Raw genomic sequence first — 18954 nt, 5'->3', positions numbered from 1 at the left:
GGCCCCCCGGCAGTCGCCTGCCTACCGCCCGTTGAACGCGTCCTTCAGGCGCGAGAACAGCCCCTGCTGTCCGGGCTGGAACTGACCCGTCGGCCGCTCCTCGCCCCGCAGCTTCGCCAGTTCGCGCAGCAGCCGCTCCTGCTCGGGGTCGAGCTTCGACGGCGTGGTCACCTCGACGTGCACGATCAGGTCGCCGCGGCCGCCGCCGCGCAGGTGCGTGATGCCGCGCCCGTGCAGCGGGATCGACTGGCCGGACTGCGTGCCCGGGCGGATGTCGACCTCCTCCAGCCCGTCGAGCGTCTGCAGCGGCACCTTCGTACCGAGCGCGCCCGCCGTCATCGGGATGGTGACCGTGCAGTGCAGGTCGTCGCCCCGTCGCTGGAAGACCTCGTGCGGGATCTCGTGGATCTCGACGTACAGGTCACCGGCGGGACCGCCGCCCGGCCCGACCTCGCCCTCGCCCGCGAGCTGGATGCGCGTGCCGTTGTCGACACCGGCCGGGATCTTCACCGTGAGCGTCCGGCGCGAGCGGACCCGCCCGTCGCCCGCGCACTCGGGGCACGGGGTCGGGACGACGGTGCCGAAGCCCTGGCACTGGGGGCAGGGGCGGGAGGTCATGACCTGGCCCAGGAAGGACCGGGTGACCTGCGAGACCTCGCCACGGCCGCGACACATGTCACAGGTCTGGGCGGAGGTGCCGGGCGCGGCGCCCTCACCGGAACACGTCGTACAGACGACGGCCGTGTCGACCTGGATGTCCTTGGTCGTACCGAAGGCGGCCTCGTTGAGGTCGATCTCCAGCCGGATCATGGCGTCCTGGCCGCGGCGCGTGCGCGAGCGCGGCCCGCGCTGCGACGCCGTACCGAAGAACGCGTCCATGATGTCCGAGAAGTTCCCGAAGCCGCCCTGGCCGAAGCCACCGGCTCCACCACCGCCGCCGGACGCGGACAGCGGGTCGCCGCCGAGGTCGTAGACCTGCTTCTTCTGCGGGTCCGACAACACCTCGTACGCGGCGTTGATCTCCTTGAAGCGCTCCTGCGTCTTCGGATCGGGATTCACATCCGGGTGCAGCTCGCGCGCGAGCCGCCGGAATGCCTTCTTGATCTCGTCCTGGGACGCGTCGCGGCGTACGCCGAGTACGGCGTAGTAGTCCGTGGCCACTTACGACTCCGCCAGGATCTGTCCGACGTAACGTGCCACTGCGCGTACCGCTCCCATCGTTCCGGGGTAGTCCATGCGGGTCGGTCCGACCACGCCGAGTTTGGCGACTGCCTCGTCGCCCGAACCGTAGCCGACCGCGACGACGGACGTGGAGGTCAGCCCTTCATGGGCGTTCTCGTGCCCGATCCGTACGGTCATGCCCGAGTCCTTGGCCTCGCCGAGCAGCTTGAGGAGCACGACCTGCTCCTCCAGCGCCTCGAGCACCGGCCTGATCGTGAGGGGGAAGTCATGGCCGAAGCGGGTGAGATTGGCGGTGCCGCCGATCATCAGCCGCTCCTCGTGCTCCTCCACCAGGGTTTCGAGCAGGGTCGCGAGCACCGTCGACACCGTGCCGCGGTCCTCGGTCTCCTCGAACGACTCCGGAAGATCCTGCACCAGCTGCGGCACGTCCGCGAAACGGCGACCGACGACGCGGCTGTTGAGCCGGGCCCGCAGGTCCGCGAGCGAGGTCTCGCCGAACGGCGCCGGGCAGTCGATCATCCGCTGTTCGACCCGGCCCGTGTCCGTGATCAGCACGAGCATCAGGCGGGCGGGGGCCAGCGAGAGCAGTTCCACGTGCCGGACCGTGGAGCGGGTCAGCGACGGGTACTGGACGACGGCGACCTGACGGGTGAGCTGCGCGAGCAGCCGGACCGTGCGCCCGACGACGTCGTCGAGGTCGACCGCGCCGTCGAGGAAGTTGTGGATCGCGCGCCGCTCGGGGGTCGACAGCGGCTTGACGCCGGCGAGCTTGTCGACGAAGAGGCGGTAGCCCTTGTCGGTCGGGATGCGTCCGGCGCTGGTGTGGGGCTGGGCGATGTAGCCCTCGTCCTCCAGTACGGCCATGTCGTTGCGCACGGTGGCGGGCGAGACGCCGAGCTTGTGGCGCTCCGTGAGCGCCTTGGAGCCGACCGGCTCCTCCGTCCCGACATAGTCCTGGACGATGGCGCGCAGCACCTCGAGTCTGCGTTCGCTGAGCATCGCGCACACCTCCAGCTGTCGTATCGGTTTGCTCCGCTTTTGGCACTCGCCCTGTTCGAGTGCCAGGAATCCCCCGGCCAGTGTACGGCGGCGGGCATCGCTCCTGGCAAGGAGGCGGGGTGGTAGCCGCTAGCGTCGCGGTATGGATGTCACTTGGGAAGAGTTCGGCTGGGAGCGGCTCGCGGACGGAGTGGGGCGGCGCCGGCTGCCCGTCTGGGACGCCACGGTGGGCCTGGTGCTGGGCGAGAAGGCGGTGCTGCTGTACGACACGGGCTCCACGCTCCGGGAGGGCGCGGAGCTCCGGGATCAGATCGAGGCGCTGACGGGCGGCCGGAGAGTGACGCACATCGCACTGAGCCACCCGCACTTCGATCATCTGCTGGGGACGGCCGCGTTCCCGGAGGCGGAGGTCTTCGGGGCGGTGGGCCTGGACAAGCTGTTGCGGCTCGAGGCGGACTCGCTGCACGCCGCCGCGGTACGGCACGGGGTGGACGCGTTCGCGGCGGCCGCGGCGGTGGAGGCCCTGGTGGTCCCGCAGCACTCGGTGTCGGGCGAGTGGACGCTGGACCTGGGCGGCCGCCAGGTGCTGCTTGCGAACGTGGGCCCGGGTCACTCGGCGCACGATCTGGCTCTCTGCGTCCCCGGCTCCAGGGAGGTCGTCTTCTGCGGCGATCTGGTGGAGGAGTCGGGCGAGCCACAGGCGGGGCGGGACGCGATGCCCGCGCGCTGGCCGGACGCGCTGGACCGCCTCCTCGGTCTGGGCGGGGAGGACGCGGTGTACGTGCCGGGCCACGGCGCGGCCGTGGACGCGACATTCGTACGGGCCCAGCGGGATGAACTGGCACGCCGCTTCGGAGTGTCATAACGTCCCCCAAATGCGCAGCTACAACCCGGACCTGACGCCCCCTTGGAAGCGTTCCGCGCCCGTGCCGGAGGTGCCGGCGGAGGCCGACCTCGTCGTCGAGGAGGTCTCGACGGGCTTCTGCGGGGCGGTGATCCGCTGCGAGGCGGGCACGGTGACGCTAGAGGACCGCTTCGGCAAGCACCGGGTCTTCCCGATGGAGCCGCGTGGGTTCCTGCTCGAGGGCCGCGTGGTGACCCTGGTCCGGCCGTCCGCGGCGGGCCCTGCGCGCCCCGCCCGCACGGCGTCGGGCTCGATCGCGGTGCCGGGCGCACGGGCCCGGGTGGCGCGCGCGGGCCGGATCTACGTGGAGGGCCGGCACGACGCCGAGCTGGTGGAACGGGTCTGGGGCGACGACCTGCGCATCGAGGGCGTGGTGGTGGAGTACCTGGAGGGCATCGACGACCTCCCGGCCATCGTCGCGGACTTCGCTCCGGCGGCGGACGCGCGGCTGGGGATCCTGGTCGACCACCTGGTGCCGGGCTCGAAGGAGTCCCGCATCGCGGCGCAGGTCACGTCTCCGGACGTCCTGATCGTCGGCCACCCGTACATCGACGTCTGGGAGGCGGTGAAGCCGGCCTCCGTGGGCATCCCCGCGTGGCCGGTGATCCCCCACGGCCAGGACTGGAAGACGGGCGTCTGCCGCGCCCTCTCCTGGCCGGAGAACACGGGCGCGGCCTGGCAGCACATCCTGTCCCGGGTCCACTCCTACAAGGACCTGGAACCACAACTGCTGGGCCGCGTGGAAGAACTGATCGACTTCGTGACGGCGCCATAGCCCCGTTCGGTTGTGGGCAGCCGCCCTTCCCCCTTGTGGGCAGCCGCCCCGCCCCACCCCCCACCGTTGTGGGCAACCGCCCCGCCCCACCCCCCACCCTTGTGGGCAATCGTTCCGCGGGGCGGAACGGGTGGGCACAACCCACGGGGGCGGCGCCCTTTCAGGCCCCTCGCACGGGAGCGCGCCGCTTCAGGCACCCGCACGGGGACGGCGCCCCCTCAGGCACCCGCACAGGGACGGCGCCCCCCAAGCCCCCCGCACGGGGCCGGCGGCCACGGCCCGGGGTCCTAGTCCACCAGGTCCCTGACGACCGCGTCAGCGAGGAGGCGCCCCCGCAGGGTCAGGACCGCGCGCCCCTCCCCGTACGGCCCCGCCGCAAGCAGCCCCTCGTCCAGGGCCTTACGCGACGCGGCAAGCCCCGCGGGCTTGAGCAGCCCCAGCTCGACGCCTTCCCGGAGCCGGAGCTCCAGCAGCACCCGCTCGACGCGCCGGTCCTCCGCCGAGAGGACCTCCCGCCCGGCGCCGGGAGACCTCCCGGCGGTCAGCGCCGCCGCATACGCCCCCGGATGCTTCACGTTCCACCACCGCACACCCCCCACGTGCGAGTGCGCCCCCGGCCCCGCGCCCCACCAGTCGGCGCCCCGCCAGTACAGCTCGTTGTGCAGGCAGCGCCCGGCCTCCGAGGTGGCCCAGTTCGACACCTCGTACCACTCGAAGCCGGCCTCCGCGAAGACGGAGTCCGCGATCAGATACCGGTCCGCGTGCACGTCGTCGTCCGTCATCGGCACCTCGCCGCGCCGGATCCGCCGCGCCAGCTGCGTCCCTTCCTCCACGATGAGGGCGTACGCGCTGACGTGGTCGGGCCCGGCGCCGATCGCCGCCTCCAGCGAGGCGCGCCAGTCGTCGTCGGACTCGCCGGGCGTGCCGTAGATGAGGTCGAGGTTGACGTGCTCGAAGCCCGCCGCCCGCGCCTCCGCGACGCACGCCTCGGGCCGCCCGGGCGTGTGGGTGCGGTCCAGGACCTTCAGGACGTGTTGCCGGGCGCTCTGCATGCCGAACGAGATCCGGTTGAAGCCCCCGGCCCTCAGCTCCGCCAGATACGCCGGATCGACCGACTCCGGGTTCGCCTCCGTCGTCACCTCGGCGTCGTCCGCGAGCCCGAACTCGTCCCGGATCGCCCCCAGCATCCGTACGAGATCCCCGGCGGCGAGCAGCGTCGGCGTGCCACCGCCCACGAAGACCGTCCGCACCGGCCGCGGGTCGTCGCCGAGGACCTTCCGGGCGAGTCGGATCTCCTCCACGACCTGCCCGGCGTAGTTGTCCCGGGAGGCGAGCACGCCTCCGGCACCGCGCAGCTCGCTCGCGGTGTACGTGTTGAAGTCGCAGTAGCCGCACCGCGTCGCGCAGTACGGCACATGCAGATAGAACCCGAGCGGCCGCTCCCCGGCCCCTTCCAGGGCGTGCGCGGGCAGCGCCCCGTCCTCGGGCATGGGCTCACCATCGGGCAGTACGGAAGGCATGAGCCCATTGTCCCGTACTGCCCGAGGTAATCCGCCGACCTGTGGAAAACCCCGTGCCGCAGTGGCTACGCCTCGCGCGAGCCCGCGTACATCTCCTCGATCAGGTGCTTGTAGGTCCGCTCGACGACCGGCCGCTTCATCTTCAGCGACGGCGTCAGCTCACCGTGCTCGACGTCGAGGTCGCGCGGCAGCAGGCGGAACTTCTTGATCGTCTGCCAGCGCTGGAGACCCTCGTTGAGGCGGTCCACGTAGTCCTGGATCAGCTTCTCGACCTGCGGCGAGCCGACGACCTCGGCGTAGGACTTGCCCGCGAGGCCGTGCTCGGCGGCCCAGCCGAGGATGGAGGGCTCGTCGAGGGCGATGAGCGCGGAGCAGTAGTTCCGGTCGGCGCCCAGGACGACGATGTTGGAGACGAAGGGGCAGACGGCCTTGAACTGGCCCTCGACCTCGCTCGGTGCGATGTACTTGCCGCCCGAGGTCTTGAACAGGTCCTTCTTGCGGTCGGTGATCCGCAGGTAGCCGTCGGCCGAGAGCTCGCCGATGTCGCCGGTGTGGAACCAGCCGTCCGGCTCCAGGACCTCGGCCGTCTTCTCGGGCAGGCCGTGGTAGCCCTCCATGACGCCGGGGCCGCGCAGCAGGATCTCGCCGTCGTCGGCGATGCGGACCTCGCAGCCGGGGAGCGGCTTGCCGACGGTGCCGGTGCGGTAGGCCTCGCCGGGGTTGACGAAGGAGGCCGCGCTGGTCTCCGTCAGGCCGTAGCCCTCCAGGATGTGGATGCCGGCGCCGGAGAAGAAGAAGCCGATCTCGGGCGCGAGCGCGACCGAGCCGGAGACGGCGGCGCGCAGCCGCCCGCCGAACGCCTCGCGGAGCTTCTTGTAGACCAGCGCGTCGGCGATCTTGTGCTTGGCCGTGAGGCCGAAGGGGGCCGAGGCCGTGCCGGTGCGGCGGAAGTTGTCCTGGGTGACCTTGGCGTACTCGCGGGCGACGCCGGCCGCCCACTGGAAGATCTTGTACTTGGCGCCGCCGCCCTCGCGGGCCTTGGCCGCGACTCCGTTGTAGACCTTCTCGAAGATGCGCGGGACGGCCGCCATGTAGGTCGGCTGGACGACCGGCAGGTTCACGATGATCTTGTCGATGCGGCCGTCGACCGCGGTGACGTGTCCGACCTCGATCTGGCCGGAGGTCAGCACCTTGCCGAAGACGTGGGCGAGCGGCAGCCACAGGTACTGCACGTCGTCCTTGGTGACCAGGCCCGTGGCGGCGATGGCCTTGGCCATGTACGACCAGTTGTCGTGCGGGAGGCGGACGCCCTTGGGGCGGCCGGTGGTGCCCGAGGTGTAGATGAGGGTGGCGAGCTGCGTGGCGGTGATCGCCGCGACCCGCTCCTTCACGGCCTCGGCGTGCTTCTCCAGGTACGCCTTGCCTCGCGTCTCCAGGTCGGCGAGGGAGAGCACCCAGTCGTCGGTCTCCACGCCGGCCGCGTCGATCACCACGACGTGGCGGAGGCCGGGGAGTTCCGCGCGGCGCTCGACGGCCTTGGCGACCTGGGCCGCGTCCTCCGCGATCAGCACCTTCGACTCGGAGTCGGAGAGGATGAACGCCGACTCCTCGGCGTTCGTCTGCGGATAGATGGTGGTGACGGCGGCTCCCGCGCACATCACACCGAGGTCGGCGAGGATCCACTCCACCCGGGTGGAGGACGCCAGGGCGACCCGCTCCTCCGGCTGGACTCCCAGGTCGATCAGACCGGCGGCGATGGCGTAGACCCGCTCGGCGGCCTGTTCCCAGCTGAGCGACTTCCATTCGTCCGGGCCCTGGCCGGAAGCGGCCGGGACCGGGTAGCGATAGGCCTCCGCGTCGGGAGTCCGCGCGACGCGCTCAAGGAAGAGGGTCGCCACGGAGGGCGGCCGGTTCTCGATCAGGGTCTGTGTGTCGCTCACGACGTCCTCCGGGCGGCGGCGGTGCGTTCTGGCGGTGCGTTCCATGCGTACTAACTGGCGAGTAACCTTCGAGCCGGGATCAGAGTAGATGGCTGAAGACCGGCGCGTAAGAGCCTGCGGCCCGCCGCTTCATACCCGGTTCATAACGAACGGGCCCACGCACTGTCCATGCGTGGGCCCGTTCGATGTAACTGTCAGCTGATTGGCTGATTACTTCTTTCCTACCGCTTGCCTACTTCTTGCCCTTGCCGCCCGCGGAGTCGTCGCTCGACAGGACGGCGATGAAGGCCTCCTGCGGGACCTCCACGGAGCCGACCATCTTCATCCGCTTCTTGCCTTCCTTCTGCTTCTCGAGCAGCTTCCGCTTACGGGAGATGTCACCGCCGTAGCACTTGGCGAGGACGTCCTTGCGGATGGCGCGGATGGTCTCGCGGGCGATCACCCGGGAGCCGATCGCGGCCTGGATCGGCACCTCGAAGGCCTGCCGCGGGATGAGCTCGCGCAGCTTGGCGACGAGCCGCACGCCGTACGCGTACGCGGCGTCCTTGTGGGTGATCGCCGAGAAGGCGTCCACCTTGTCGCCGTGCAGCAGGATGTCGACCTTGACCAGGCTGGAGGCCTGCTCGCCGGTGGGCTCGTAGTCGAGGGAGGCGTAACCGCGCGTCTTGGACTTCAGCTGGTCGAAGAAGTCGAAGACGATCTCGGCGAGGGGGAGGGTGTAGCGGATCTCCACCCGGTCCTCGGAGAGGTAGTCCATGCCGAGCAGCGTGCCGCGCCGGGTCTGGCACAGCTCCATGATCGAGCCGATGAACTCGCTCGGGGCGAGGATCGTGGCGCGCACGACGGGCTCGAACACGTCGTTGATCTTGCCCTCGGGGAACTCGCTCGGGTTCGTGACCGTGTGCTCGCTGCCGTCCTCCATGACCACGCGGTAGACCACGTTGGGGGCGGTGGCGATCAGGTCGAGACCGAACTCGCGCTCGAGCCGCTCCCGGATCACGTCCAGGTGCAGCAGGCCGAGGAAGCCGACGCGGAAGCCGAAGCCGAGGGCCGCGGAGGTCTCCGGCTCGTAGACCAGCGCAGCGTCGTTGAGCTGCAGCTTGTCGAGGGCGTCGCGCAGCTCGGGGTAGTCCGAGCCGTCGAGCGGATACAGACCGGAGAAGACCATCGGCTTCGGGTCCTTGTACCCGCCGAGTGCCTCGGTCGCGCCCTTGGTCAGGGTGGTGATCGTGTCACCGACCTTGGACTGCCGGACGTCCTTCACACCGGTGATCAGGTAGCCGACCTCACCGACGCCGAGGCCGTCGGCCGCGAGCATCTCGGGCGAGTTCGTACCGATCTCGAGGAGCTCGTGGGTGGCGCCGGTCGACATCATCTTGATGCGCTCGCGCTTGTTGAGCTGGCCGTCGACGACACGGACGTACGTCACGACACCGCGGTAGGAGTCGTAGACGGAGTCGAAGATCATCGCGCGGGCGGGGGCGTCGGCGACACCGACGGGGGCCGGCACGTTCTCGACGACCCGGTCGAGCAGCGCCTCGACGCCGAGACCCGTCTTGGCGGAGACCTTGAGCACGTCCTCGGGCTGGCAGCCGATGAGGTTGGCGAGCTCCTCGGAGAACTTCTCCGGCTGCGCGGCGGGCAGGTCGATCTTGTTCAGCACGGGAACGATCGTGAGGTCGTTCTCCATCGCGAGGTACAGGTTCGCGAGGGTCTGCGCCTCGATGCCCTGGGCCGCGTCCACGAGCAGGATCGTGCCCTCGCAGGCCGCCAGGGACCGCGAGACCTCATAGGTGAAGTCGACGTGCCCGGGGGTGTCGATCATGTTGAGGATGTGCGTCTTCCCCTGGCCCGCGCCCTCGGTGGGCGCCCAGGGCAGACGGACGGCCTGGGACTTGATCGTGATGCCGCGCTCGCGCTCGATGTCCATCCGGTCGAGGTACTGGGCGCGCATCTGCCGCTGGTCGACCACACCGGTCAGCTGGAGCATCCGGTCGGCAAGCGTGGACTTGCCGTGGTCGATGTGCGCGATGATGCAGAAATTGCGGATCAGCGCCGGGTCGGTACGGCTCGGCTCAGGCACGTGGGTAGGAGTCGCGGGCACGCAGGGTCTCGTCTCGGGGCGATGGTCGGATCGATACGTAGGCTCCATCGTCCCATGACTGGGGAGGTCCGCTCGGTTTGGGCGGAGGTTATGCGCCCTGATACCGTGGACAGCTGTGTCTCGTACGCCCTCTCAGCGATGGGGCACACCTCAGAAACAACACCGAACCTGAAAAGGCTCTTTTCGTGGCGAACATCAAGTCCCAGATCAAGCGGAACAAGACGAACGAGAAGGCGCGCCTGCGCAACAAGGCCGTCAAGTCCTCGCTCAAGACCGCGATCCGCAAGGCCCGCGAGGCCGTCGCCGCGGGTGACGTCGAGAAGGCCGTCGTGGCTTCTCGCGCCGCCTCCCGCGCGCTCGACAAGGCTGTCTCGAAGGGCGTCATCCACAAGAACGCCGCCGCCAACAAGAAGTCGGCGCTGGCCACCAAGGTTGCCGCTCTGCAGGGCTGAGCCCCTCTGATGTAACGCCGGACGGGACCCAGCGGGCCCTCTCTCCCGCTCCCAACCGGCACCCCGGACTCGTACGCGACACGCGTTCGCCACGCGTGTACGAGCCCACCAGCCATACGACAAGGCCCCGTGTCCCTCCTTCCCCAGGAGACCACGGGGCCTTCGTCGTGCCCGCAGGGCGAAGCCGCCCCACCCCGGCAGGGGCCGTGGGGCAGCGCCCCACGCAAACCCCCACCAGCCCCCGGCAGGGTTTCGGGAAGGGGCGGGGTGGGGGAAAGCACCCGCGGCCCTACCGACGCAGCCGCGCCGCCCTCGCCACCGCCACAACCGCCTTCTCCAGCGCGTACTCCGGGTCGTCCCCCCCGCCCTTCACCCCCGCGTCCGCCTCCGCCACCGCCCGCAGGGCGAGCGAGACGCCGTCCGGCGTCCAGCCCCGCATCTGCTGCCGCACGCGGTCGATCTTCCACGGCGGCATCCCCAGCTCCCGCGCCAGATCCGCCGGCCTCCCGCCCCGCGCCGCCGAGAGCTTGCCGATCGCCCGGACGCCCTGCGCCAACGCGCTGGTGATCAGGACCGGCGGGACCCCGGTCGAGAGCGACCAGCGCAGGGCCTCAAGCGCCTCCGCAGCCCGCCCTTCCACCGCGCGGTCCGCGACGTTGAACGACGACGCCTCCGCCCGCCCCGTGTAGTACCGCCCGACGATCGCCTCGTCGATCGTCCCCTCGACGTCAGCCGTCAGCTGCGACACCGCCGACGCCAGCTCGCGCAGGTCGCTGCCGACCGAGTCGACCAGCGCCTGGCACGCCTCGGGCGTCGCCGACCGCCCCAGCGCCCGGAACTCCTGCCGTACGAACGTCAGCCGCTCCGCCGGCTTCGTCGTCTTCGGGCAGGCCACCTCCCGCGCTCCCGCCTTCCGCGCCGCGTCCAGGAGCCCCTTGCCCTTGGCGCCGCCCGCGTGGAGCAGCACGAGCGTGATCTCCTCGATGGGCGCGTCGAGGTACGCCTTGATGTCCTTGATCGTGTCCGCGGACAGGTCCTGGGCGTTCCGCACGACCAGGACCTTGCGCTCGGCGAAGAGCGAGGGGCTCGTCAGCTCCGCCAGCGTCCCGGGCTGGAGCTGGTCGGAGGTGAGGTCCCGTACGTCCGTGTCGGCGTCGGCGGCCCGCGCGGCCGCCACCACCTCCTGGACTGCACGGTCGAGGAGCAGGTCCTCCTGGCCCACGGCGAGCGTGACGGGGGCGAGGAGGTCGTCGGTCGAATTCTTCCTGGTGGCCATCGCGACCAGCATCCCACGGGCCACTGACAGCGATGCCCGACAATGGCGGGGTGAGCGAACGACACGTACTGGTACTGCCCGACCGCGACGCCGCCGAGGAGGTCGCCGAAGAGCTTCCCGCCCGCTTCGGCGTCGCCGAGGAGCCGCAGCTCGTGCGGGACGCACTGGCCGGTGAGGACGACGCCGAGGACGCGCAGTGGCTGGTGGTCGTGGAGGACCCGGAGAGCCGGCTGGACTCCGCGGCGCTGGACGAGCTCGCCGCGGAGTACGAGGGCTGGCTGGAGGCCCCGTAACGTCGGCTCCGACTGGGGACGGCCCGGACGTCCAGGTCGATCGTGATGCCGGACCAGACGGCCACGGCCCGCGCGAGGAGCGGGCCACCTCGCCTGCCTCCGGCCATGCCCATGCGTGACCGAGGGTCCGGATCAGAGGGCTCCGCCGCCTACGCCTCCTGTGTGTGCCGCGGCGGCGGCACGGGCAGGTCCGTGAGCTCGATGCCGAACAGGTCGCGGTACGCCGCCCTCACTTCGTCCTCGCCGCCGAGCAGCCGCTCGGTCCGCCGGCCGTTCACGTGCGTGACGAGCTTCTGGCCGCTGAGGGTGGTCCGGCCCTCCTCGGTGAGCCGGGAGCAGACGAGGGAGCGGGTGAAGTGCGAGTCCGGGGAGGTCCGGTGGTACCAGGCGCCTGCCGTGAAGTCGGCGAGCACGCGCGGCCGCGTCTCGAGCCGGTACTGCGGCTTACCGCTCCGCAGCACCTCCAGATCGCCTTCCTCGGTCTCGACGATGCGGTACGTGCCGCCGGGATCCACCTGATCGCCCCGCTCGTCCAGCGCCAGCGGGAAGTGGCTGTGGTCGCCGAACCCGACGTCCACCAGCCACCGTTCGCCGTCCTCCGTCGCCACCAGCACCGCCATGTGGTCGTACGGGATGGCCAGTCGGCCCTCCTTCCCGTAGCCGCGCGCCTGAAGGAGGCTGACGGCGAATCCGAGTTCGCGCAGGAGGACGGCGAAGGTGGAGTTGATCTCGTAGCAGAAGCCGCCCCTGCGGGCGCCGACCACCTTGTCGAGCAGCGGCTTCTCCTCCAGGACGATGTCCTCGCCGAGGTGGATCGACAGGTTCTCGAAAGGGACCGTCCTCAGGTGCCGCAGATGCAGGTCTCGCAGGGCTGCCGCGTCGGGGCGGTCCGGACGCGTGGCCCCGATCCGGTGCAGATAGGCGTCGACGGTCGCATCCGGGATCGGCTCGATGTCAGTGCTCATGCGGAGAGTGTGCCGGGCTTCCCTCCGACGCCCAAAAGGTTTTGTTTCCAGGCCCGTTGACCACGGGATCAGCCCGCCGGCACCGGATCCTCCGCCGGTGTCGCAGGCAGTTCCCGCGTGCGTGGCAGCGGCGACGGCAGCAGCCACAGCACGGCGAGTACGGCCCCGGCGGTGGCGACCCACAGCGTCGGCCGCAGCCCGGCGGCCGTACCGAGCAGGCCCGCGACGAGCGCGCCGAGGGGACGGAACCCGTGGTTGAGGGTGCGGTAGGCGCCCATCACCCTGGCCCGGACGGCGTCGGGTATCAGTGCCATCTGGAACGAGCCCGCCGCGATGTCGAGGACCATGACGGCGACGCAGGAGAGGAACTCGGCCGCGAACAGCAGGGCGACGACCAGGGCCGTCGGGCCCGCGGCGAGCGGTATCAGCAGCAGCGGCAGGGTGAAGCCGAGGAAGCCGGCGACAATGGACGGGCCGATCCCGAAGCGGCGTACGACCGCGCCGCCGCACGCGGCCCCGATCAGCCCGCCGACGGCCCCCGCGCCGAGGACGGCGCCGAGCACGCCCGCGCTCAGGCCGAGTTCGGTCGTGGCGTACAGCACGAACAGCGTGTGGAACATGTAGTTGAAGAACTGGATCGTCCCGGAGGCCGCGAACAGCGCTCGCATGGACGCGTTACGGACGACCCAGCGCAGTCCTTCGGTGAAGTGGCCCTTGCCGACCGGGGCAGGTGGCGGTTCCACGGGCCTGATCCGGGCCAGGTAGCCGGCCGAGACCAGGTAGGTGAGGGCGTCGGCGAGCAGGGCGAAGGGCGCGGTGAGGAACTGCACGAGCAGACCGCCCGCCCCGGGACCCGCCAGCCACGCCATCGAACGGCTGCCGTTGACCAGTGAGTTCGCCTGCACGTAGCGCTCGGTCGGGACCAGCGCCACGAACAGCGTGGTGTTGCAGGCCTCGAAGAGCACCGTCAGCGCACCCACACCGAAGGCCACGGTGTACAGCTGGCCGAGGGTGAGCATGTCGAGCAGGTACGCGACCGGGAGGGTCAGCAGCAGCGCGGCCCGCCCGAGATCGGCGGCGATCATGGCGCGCCGGCGCCGGGTCCGGCGGTCGGCCCAGGCTCCGAGCGGGAGGTTGAGCAGCAGCGCGGGCAGCAGTTCGGCGGTCTTGAGCCAGCCCATCTCCGCGGCGTCGGCGCCGAGCACGAGCACGGCGGCGAGCGGGATCGCGATGAGGGAGATCTGGTCCCCGACGAGCGAGACGGTCTGGCCCGTCCAGTAGCGCCGGAAGGACCGTTCGCGCAGGAGCACGGGTATGCGTTCCGCCACGCTCATCTCTCACTCCTCACTGGCGTCGTCGAGCAACTCGGGAATCTCTTCGGGGATCTCGCGGTCGAGGTAGGCGATGCGCAGCACGCTGACCGGCCTCGCCCCCTCCGGCCGCAGCGACGGGTCGGACGCGCGGGCCTCGTAGGGCCGCAGCAGCTCGTCGACCCGCCGGCCGAAGGCGGCCAGCTCTTCGGGGGTGAGGTAGAGGAGGGAGTCGCCGAACTGCTCGGCCTCCCGCCACTTCCGCGGCAGGCGGTGCCGGTCCTCCATGGCGCGCAGGACCCGCTCGAAGTACCGCTCGGCCACCGCGCTGCTCAGCGCGTCCGCCGCCTCCGCGACGGACGCGTCCTCGCTGTCCCCCGGCCACTCCGTGTACCGGGCGGTGGCCCGCCAGGGCTTCTCCCGCCCCCGGCCGCCCTGCGCCTCCTCCACCAGCCCGTACTTCGCGAGTATCCGCAGGTGGTAGGAGCAGCTGGCGACCGATTCCCCCGTCAGCTCGGCGGCCCTGGTCGCGGTGAACGGGCCACTCCGCCGCAGCAGACCGACCAGCGCCATCCGCGTGGGGTGGGCGTACGCCCGCAGCGCGCGGGGGTCCGTGAGGCTGATGCTCCTGGGCTGTTCTTCGTCCCCGTGCTTCCTCTGCTCCTCCTGCATGATGTAAAGCTATCTTTAGAAAGATTCCTTTACAAGGATTTCTCTACAAGGTCCTCCCTGTCGGTACGGCCAGCACATCCCGGCCGGCGCCGGTCACCGCGATCGCTCCGTCCCGGTCCGTCCGGAGCACCTCCGCTCCCCCGTCCCGCAGCGCCTCCACCGTCCGGGGCGACGGGTGACCGTACGGATTGCCGCGCCCTGTCGACACCAGCGCCAGTCGTGGCCGGACCGCCCGTATCAGCCCGGGGTCCTGGTGCGCGGAGCCGTGGTGGGCGACCTTGAGGACGTCCACCGGTGCCAGCGCGGGATACGCCCGCAACAGACGCTGCTGGGCGGGTGGTTCGAGATCCCCGAGAAGCAGCAGGCTCAGCCCCTCCGCGTTCCGTACGAGCATGGTGACGCTCGCGTCGTTCGGCCCGGACGCCTCCGGGTCCACCGCTCCCTGATCCCCTCGCGGCCACAGCACCTGCCACTCCAGCGGACCCAGGCGCCGCCGCTCCCCCGGACCGGCCCGGATCACCGGAACCCCGGCCGCCGCGGCGGTCCGCCGCACGAACTCCGCCTGCCCCCGCGGCTCTTCGAGCCCCGTCGTCTGGATCGCCCCCACCGACCGCCCGCGCAGCACCCCGGGCAGTCCCGCGACATGGTCCGCGTGGAAGTGCGTCAGCACCAGGAGTGGGATCCGGCGCACCCCGAGGTCGTGGAGGCAGCGGTCCACCAGCGCCGGATCGGGCCCGGCGTCCACGACCACGGCCGCGTCCCCGCCGGCCGGGAGCACGGCCGCGTCGCCCTGCCCGACCTGGCACATCGCGAACGCCCAGCCCGGCGGCGGCCATCCGGTGACCAGCCGGGTCAGTGGTGGCGGCCTGACCACCGCGAGGAGCAGCAGCACGGCGCAGCCCACGGCGATCCGCCGCCGGTACGGCGCTCTCCACGCCCCCAGCACCAGGACGGCGAAGAGACCGGCCAGCATCAGCCCGCCCCACCAGCCGCCCGGCCAGTCCGTCTCCGCGCCCGGGAGCGCCGCGCCGGTGCGGGCCACCCCGGCGATCCACCCGGCCGGCCAGGCCGCGATGCCCGCCACCAGCTCGGCGCCCGGCAGCCAGACAGGGGCGAGGGCGAGCGCGGCGAACCCGAGGATCGTGGCCGGGGCGACGGCCGCCTCGGCCAGCAGGTTGCTGGGGATCGCGACCAGGCTCACCCGGGCGGAGAAGACCGCCACGACGGGCGCGCACACCGCCTGCGCCGCCAGAGCGGCGGCCAGCGCCTCGGCGAGCCTGCCCGGCACCCGGCGCCGCCGCAGCGCCTCACTCCACCGCGGAGCGACGGTGAGCAGCGCCCCGGTGGCCAGGACCGAGAGGAGAAAGCCATAACTCCGCGCCAGCCACGGGTCGTAGAGCACCAACATCAGCACGGCCGCGGCCAGGGCGGGGATCAGCGATCTGCGGCGCCCCGTACCGATGGCGAGCAGGGCGACCATGCCGCAGGCCGCGGCCCGCAGCACGCTCGGATCCGGCCGACAGACGATGACGAAGGCGAGGGTGAGCCCTCCCCCGATCAGAGCGGTGGACCGCAGCGGGATGCCGAGCCGGGGCGCGAGCCCGCCCCGCTCGGCCCCCGAGGCAGCGCCCGGCCGGCCGACGAGAAGCAGCAACACGACTGTGAGGTTGGATCCGGACACCGCCAAAAGGTGGGTGAGGTCGGTCGCCTCGAAGGCGTCGCTCAGCTCCGGCTCGATCCGCGAGGTGTCTCCGACGACCAGCCCGGGCAGCAGCGCCCGGGCGTCCGGTTCGAGGTCCTCCGTGGCGCGCCGCAGCCCCTCCCGCAGCTCCCCGGCCGTGCGCTGCACGGTGCTCGGAGGCCCCGTGACTCGCGGCGGCCCGGCCCCGTCGACCCGCAGGACCGCCGCGAACCGGTCTCCCGGACCCAGCGGGGGCGCGAGCCGCCCCGTCAGCCGCAGCCTGGTCGAGGGCAGGATCCGCAGCCATTCCCGCTGGGCGTCGCCGGCGGGCACGATCACCAGGACCGGTGTCCTGGTCCGGTGGACCGCTCCGCCGGGTGCCTCGATCCGGGTCACCTCCCCGTTCAGGACGACGGAGACAGGTGCCGTCCGGTCGCCCCTGATCCGGGGCCGGGTGAGTCGCGGATCCGAGGTGACCGTCGCCTGCGCGCTCACCCGGGCATACTCCCCCGCGAGGCCCGGTACCGGCCCGCGTGTCAGGTCCGCCGCGTGGAGCCCGCCCGAAGCCGCACCGGCCGCGGCACCGAGCAGCACCGCCGCGGCCGCGGCGATCCTCAGGCGCCGACCCGGCCGCCCTCGAATCGCCACCAGGAGAATCACCGCCCCTGCCAAGCAGCCGAGCACTCCCACGAGCACCCACCAGCCGGTGGCGCCCACCGCCAGCGCGGCCGCTCCCCAGGCCGCCAACGCCGGTGGTACGAGCCGGAGATCGACCGGACCTTCCTCGCGGGCCCCGCGGAATGCGGGGGACGTGCTCACGGCCGGACCAACGGTGCGAGGTCGGCGAACCGCCGCTCACCGATCCCGTTGACCTCACGCAGCTCGGCGACCGACCGGAAGCCGCCGTGCTCCAGTCGGTGGTCGACGATGTGCTGGGCGAGTACGGGCCCGACCCCGGGCAGCGTGTCCAGCTGCTCCACGGTCGCCGAGTTCAGGCTCAGCGGCCCCGCCCGAACTCCGGCCGGGGCTCCGGTACCCGAACCCCCACCCGTACCAGCGCCCGCACCAGCGGCGTTCGGTGCCGGCACACCGACCACGACCTGTTCGCCGTCCATGAGAACCCGGGCCCGGTTGAGTCCGGTGACGTCCGTGCCCGGCCTGACCCCTCCGGCCGCGCGCAGTGCGTCCGCGACCCTCGATCCGGCAGGCAGGGTCAGCACCCCGGGCCGCCGCACCTTGCCGCTCACATCGACCACGACCGGCGACGGCTGCGCCCCGGCCGTCGGCTCCGCTGGCAGGGCCGGAGACGCCCCGCTCTCCGGCAGCGGCGCCGCGCGCACGATCTCCGGCGCCCGGACGGCTTCCGGGCGTCCGGCCCAGAAGTACCGTCCGGCGAAACCCGCGGCCACGACCAGGACCACGGCCAGCGCGGCCAGCGTCCTCGGTTCGAGGCCACACCTGGACTGCACCCACACCGGCAGCCGATCACTCAGCGCCAGCCTCAGCCGCTCCCACCTCCCGGGCGCGCCAACCTCCTCCCGTACCCCGGGCGGGGCCACGACCTCCGACTCGCCCCACTCCACGTCCGGTTCGCGCACGGCAGGTGCCGCCGCGGAAGGAAACAGCGCCTCACCTCGGCGCCGTACGGCGGCACGGCTCGCGGCGACCGCCTGTCTCCCCCGCGCCCGCCCGCGCGCCCGCGAGGGAGGCGAACCCCGCCCACGGACGCGGCTCCGCCCGTCCGAACCGGGCGCGCGCCCCGGACCGCTGGTGGCACCCGCCCTCCTCACCGAGGACGCGGCCGCGGTCGTGGTCGGGTTCGTGGTCGCCCTACGCGTCACGTCGCGCGGCGCGTCACGCGTCACGTCACGTGTGCTGTTGCCTGCTGCGGTATCTGTACGAAGAGCCATGGACAGGACGGTAGGTACATCTGTCCGAACCCGCTGAGACGCCTCAATTTCCGTGGGTAAGCACCCAGTTGTGGAAAAGTCCGTCACTCACACGAGGGATTGTGCTCCTCAGCGGGGCGAGACCACGACGGCGAGCAGCCCGGGCCCCGTGTGCGCTCCGATCACCGCGCCCACCTCGCTGACCTGCAACTCCTCGATGCCCTCGACGCGTTCCCGCAGCCGGTCGGCCAGGACGGCGGCCCGCTCGGGTGCGGAGAGATGGTGCACCGCGATGTCCACCGCGCCGGAACCCGCCCGCTCCACGGCGATCTCCTCGAGGCGGGCGATCGCCTTCGACGCCGTCCGTACCTTCTCCCGCAGCTCGATCCGCCCTCCGTCGAGCTGGAGCAGCGGCTTCACGGCGAGCGCGGAGCCGAGCAGCGCCTGGGCCGCACCGATCCGCCCGCCCCTGCGGAGGTAGTCGAGCGTGTCGACGTAGAAGAACGCGGAGGTCCCCGCCGCCCGCTTCTCCGCGGCGGCGACCGCCTCGTCGAGGGAACCGCCCGCGTCCACGACCTCGGCCGCCGCGAGCGCGCAGAAGCCGAGCGCCATCCCCACCATCCGGGTGTCGACGACCCGGACCGGCACGGGGGCGTTCTTCGCCGCCAGCACGGCGGCGTCGTACGTACCGGAGAACTCGGCGGAGAGATGAAGTGAGACGACACCCCGCGCACCCGCCTCGGCGGCCGCGCGATAGGTCTCCGCGAAGACCTCGGGACTCGGCCGCGAGGTGGTCACCGGCCGCCGCTTCTGGAGCGCCTGGGCCAGCGAGCGGGCCGAGATCTCGGTCCCCTCCTCAAAGGCCTGATCACCGATGACGACGGTGAGCGGGACCGCGGTGATGCTGTGCCGCTCCATCGCCTGGGGTGGCAGGTAGGCCGTGGAATCGGTGACGATCGCGACATGCCGGGACATGAGCGGGAGGTTACCCG

General features: G+C 71.7%; 16 protein-coding genes. 4 read left to right on the top strand and 12 right to left on the bottom strand.

Translation table 11 applies throughout. The features are described from left to right. Positions 1-21 precede the first annotated feature (21 nt). Both dnaJ and hrcA read right to left on the bottom strand, forming a co-directional pair. Positions 22-1161 carry a molecular chaperone DnaJ gene (dnaJ, locus tag ABZ939_RS02855; protein ID WP_361848255.1) on the bottom strand — a complete coding sequence of 380 codons (1140 nt, stop codon included), beginning with the start codon at positions 1159-1161 and terminating at the stop codon, positions 22-24. After that, a complete protein-coding gene (gene hrcA, locus ABZ939_RS02850) occupies positions 1162-2181 on the bottom strand; it encodes a heat-inducible transcriptional repressor HrcA (RefSeq protein WP_329120693.1) in 1020 nt (339 codons plus the stop codon). Positions 2182-2323: 142 nt separating this feature from the next. Between hrcA and ABZ939_RS02845 the strand changes: the two genes are divergently transcribed. Both ABZ939_RS02845 and ABZ939_RS02840 read left to right on the top strand, forming a co-directional pair. After that, on the top strand, positions 2324-3046 hold the full coding sequence (locus ABZ939_RS02845; RefSeq protein WP_361848251.1) for an MBL fold metallo-hydrolase: 723 nt from the start codon (positions 2324-2326) through the stop codon (positions 3044-3046). A 10-nt stretch (positions 3047-3056) separates the two neighbouring features. Beyond that, positions 3057-3860, top strand: a complete 804-nt coding sequence (locus tag ABZ939_RS02840) for a DUF3097 domain-containing protein (protein WP_361848248.1) — start codon at positions 3057-3059, stop codon at positions 3858-3860. A gap of 287 nt (positions 3861-4147) precedes the next feature. Here the strand turns inward: ABZ939_RS02840 and hemW are convergent, their stop codons facing one another. From hemW to lepA, 3 genes are all read right to left on the bottom strand, one after another. Next, entirely contained in the window at positions 4148-5380 is a 1233-nt protein-coding gene (gene hemW / locus ABZ939_RS02835) for a radical SAM family heme chaperone HemW (protein WP_361848245.1), read from the bottom strand. Between the two features lie 65 nt (positions 5381-5445). Further along, the gene (locus ABZ939_RS02830; protein ID WP_361848242.1) at positions 5446-7320 is read right to left on the bottom strand and encodes an AMP-dependent synthetase/ligase; all 1875 of its coding nucleotides are present in this window, start codon (positions 7318-7320) and stop codon (positions 5446-5448) included. A 232-nt stretch (positions 7321-7552) separates the two neighbouring features. Next, positions 7553-9424, bottom strand: a complete 1872-nt coding sequence (gene lepA / locus ABZ939_RS02825; protein WP_361848239.1) for a translation elongation factor 4 — start codon at positions 9422-9424, stop codon at positions 7553-7555. 185 nt (positions 9425-9609) lie between these two features. On the opposite strand from lepA, the gene rpsT reads away from it, so the two are divergent. Beyond that, positions 9610-9876: a 30S ribosomal protein S20 gene (gene rpsT, locus ABZ939_RS02820; RefSeq protein ID WP_137989361.1), complete on the top strand. Its 267-nt coding sequence runs from the start codon at positions 9610-9612 to the stop codon at positions 9874-9876. Between the two features lie 289 nt (positions 9877-10165). Here rpsT and holA read toward each other — a convergent pair whose 3' ends face one another. Beyond that, a complete protein-coding gene (holA, locus tag ABZ939_RS02815) occupies positions 10166-11152 on the bottom strand; it encodes a DNA polymerase III subunit delta (protein ID WP_361848236.1) in 987 nt (328 codons plus the stop codon). A gap of 50 nt (positions 11153-11202) precedes the next feature. Here holA and ABZ939_RS02810 point away from each other — a divergent pair, with 50 nt between their 5' ends. After that, complete coding sequence (locus ABZ939_RS02810) at positions 11203-11445, top strand: hypothetical protein (protein ID WP_361848233.1); 243 nt, start codon at positions 11203-11205, stop codon at positions 11443-11445. Between the two features lie 149 nt (positions 11446-11594). On the opposite strand, the gene ABZ939_RS02805 is transcribed toward ABZ939_RS02810, so the two are convergent. From ABZ939_RS02805 to ABZ939_RS02780, 6 genes are all read right to left on the bottom strand, one after another. After that, positions 11595-12410 carry an arylamine N-acetyltransferase gene (locus ABZ939_RS02805; protein ID WP_361848230.1) on the bottom strand — a complete coding sequence of 272 codons (816 nt, stop codon included), beginning with the start codon at positions 12408-12410 and terminating at the stop codon, positions 11595-11597. A gap of 68 nt (positions 12411-12478) precedes the next feature. Next, entirely contained in the window at positions 12479-13744 is a 1266-nt protein-coding gene (locus ABZ939_RS02800) for an MFS transporter (RefSeq protein WP_361848228.1), read from the bottom strand. Positions 13745-13747: 3 nt separating this feature from the next. Continuing rightward, positions 13748-14392 (bottom strand): helix-turn-helix domain-containing protein, encoded by a 645-nt coding sequence (locus ABZ939_RS02795; RefSeq protein WP_361848225.1) that lies wholly within the window; start codon positions 14390-14392, stop codon positions 13748-13750. Positions 14393-14435: 43 nt separating this feature from the next. Beyond that, the gene (locus ABZ939_RS02790) at positions 14436-16892 is read right to left on the bottom strand and encodes a ComEC/Rec2 family competence protein (protein ID WP_361848222.1); all 2457 of its coding nucleotides are present in this window, start codon (positions 16890-16892) and stop codon (positions 14436-14438) included. Beyond that, a complete protein-coding gene (locus ABZ939_RS02785; RefSeq protein WP_361849089.1) occupies positions 16889-17863 on the bottom strand; it encodes a ComEA family DNA-binding protein in 975 nt (324 codons plus the stop codon). Before ABZ939_RS02785 ends, ABZ939_RS02790 begins: the two co-directional genes overlap by 4 nt. Positions 17864-18091: 228 nt before the next feature. Beyond that, on the bottom strand, positions 18092-18937 hold the full coding sequence (locus ABZ939_RS02780; RefSeq protein WP_361848219.1) for a DegV family protein: 846 nt from the start codon (positions 18935-18937) through the stop codon (positions 18092-18094). Positions 18938-18954 lie beyond the last annotated feature (17 nt).

Origin of the sequence: Streptomyces sp. NPDC046712, assembly GCF_040645695.1 — a bacterium.
Classification (GTDB): Bacteria; Actinomycetota; Actinomycetes; order Streptomycetales; family Streptomycetaceae; genus Streptomyces.
The sequence above is the reverse complement of the archived record's forward strand: the minus strand, read 5'-3'. Positions and strand labels throughout refer to the sequence as shown.